Here is a 1709-nt window from a genome sequence, read left to right on the forward strand (position 1 = left end):
GACATTCATACATAACACTCCTATTTTTTATACCTCTATATAGTTTACAACAAAATAACATCATGTAACAGTGATTAACTTATTTAAATCAAATTTATTAAACAAAAAATCAGGATTATGAAATGAATAAAAATTTCATAATCCTGATTGCAATAATTTACTTATTTAGTCCATCTATAAACGCACTAATTTCTGGAATTGTTTTTCTTTCTTTCCCTACATAACGACCTAACTCTACTTCATTATCATAAGCAATAAAACTTGGAATACCCATGACCCCGACTTCCTGACATAAATCTATAAATTCATCTCGATCTACCGAAATAAATTGATAATGATTATATTTTTCTTCTAATGCAGGTAAATCTGGATCTATAAAGTGACAATCCGGACACCACGACGCAGTGAACATTACAATCGTTGGATCTTTAATCAATGCTTTAAACTCTTCTATCGATGTTAGTTGTTTCATTTTTTTACACTTCCTATCATTAATGTTTGTTGTCCATCTTTAATAACATGATACTTCTTCAATATTGAATACACAAATAAACAAACTACAGCTGGCAACAAAAAGTGGAAAAATAATATTTGCAGCCAAACCTCTGTACTTGAGCCCATAGTTTTTATAGTCATAATTTGTCCGACAAAGCCACTAGGTCCCATTCCAGCACCGGCTGCATTATTTTCCATCGGCCAAAACACCGTCATAATAGGTGCTACAACTATACTAGCTACTACAGGAGGTATTAATATAAATGGTTGTTTTAAATAATTAGGTATTTGTAATTTACTTGTCCCAATACCATGAGCGATTACGCCAGAAATACCATTATCTTTATAACTTGTAACAGCAAATCCAACCATATGGCAACATCCCCCAATCGTTGCTGCTGCAGCTGCTGTTCCACTCAACCCTAACATTAATGCTAACGCCGCACTTGAAACAGGACTACTCAATGTCAACCCAACTAAACCACTAACAAACATACCCATAATGATAGGTTGTTGTTCTGTACTTATTTGTATCCAACTTCCAAGTGCTTTCATTAGAGCATCAATAAACGGCGCTACAAAAATAGCAATACATGTACCAACTAGCAACGTTAATATAGGCGATAATATAATATCAATTTTTGTTTTTCCTGAATATATTCGCCCTATTTCACTGGCAAATACCGAAGCTAAGTAACTTCCCACTGCTCCACCTTGTTCATAACCATACATACCTGTAACTGCTGTTGTAAAAATCACTAATGGTGATGCGCCAAGTCCATAACTCACTGCGACACCAACTCCAGCACCCGTCATCTTTTGAGCTAATTTCCCTATTTCAATCATTACTGACGTATCAAAATATGTATTTAATGTGTGACCTAATGTTTCAATTATTAAACCTACAATTAAAGTACTAAACAACCCTAACGCCATATAACTCAAGCCATCAATAATTGTTCTACTAAAAAATGATTTTACCTTATTCATTAATTCACACTCCTTAAAAATGATTATACTATAAAATATCAAGAGTGGTACATACGCATAAGAAAAGAGACCCATATTAAAATCTTTCGACTTTAATATGGGCCTCTTGATTTTTGAATATAATTTCTTATTTCAAACTATATTCTAAAGTAATTTTATTAAACTTCTATTACATTTAAAAACTTTTTAAGTGCATCTGTTTTAGGACTGTCTCTTATACACAT

At 32.7% G+C, this 1709-nt stretch carries 3 protein-coding genes; all 3 read right to left on the bottom strand.

Translation table 11 applies throughout. The features are described from left to right. Positions 1 to 157: 157 nt before the first annotated feature. Complete coding sequence (locus CD111_RS10915) at positions 158 to 472, bottom strand: thioredoxin family protein (RefSeq protein ID WP_095087370.1); 315 nt, start codon at positions 470 to 472, stop codon at positions 158 to 160. Then, positions 469 to 1485, bottom strand: a complete 1017-nt coding sequence (locus CD111_RS10920) for a PTS sugar transporter subunit IIC (protein ID WP_095087369.1) — start codon at positions 1483 to 1485, stop codon at positions 469 to 471. Before CD111_RS10920 ends, CD111_RS10915 begins: the two co-directional genes overlap by 4 nt. Before the next feature lie 158 nt (positions 1486 to 1643). Further along, the coding region (locus CD111_RS12935; protein ID WP_420866068.1) for a hypothetical protein at positions 1644 to 1709 on the bottom strand (66 nt) is incomplete at its 5' end.

The organism is Mammaliicoccus stepanovicii (assembly GCF_002902525.1).
Taxonomy (GTDB): Bacteria; Bacillota; Bacilli; order Staphylococcales; family Staphylococcaceae; genus Mammaliicoccus; species Mammaliicoccus stepanovicii.

What these genes read in the sequence shown, in the direction of transcription:
- CD111_RS10920 (WP_095087369.1), bottom strand. Translation starts at nt 1,485, where the DNA reads ATGAATAAGGTAAAATCATTTTTTAGTAGAACAATTATTGATGGCTTG.
- CD111_RS10915 (WP_095087370.1), bottom strand. Translation starts at nt 472, where the DNA reads ATGAAACAACTAACATCGATAGAAGAGTTTAAAGCATTGATTAAAGAT.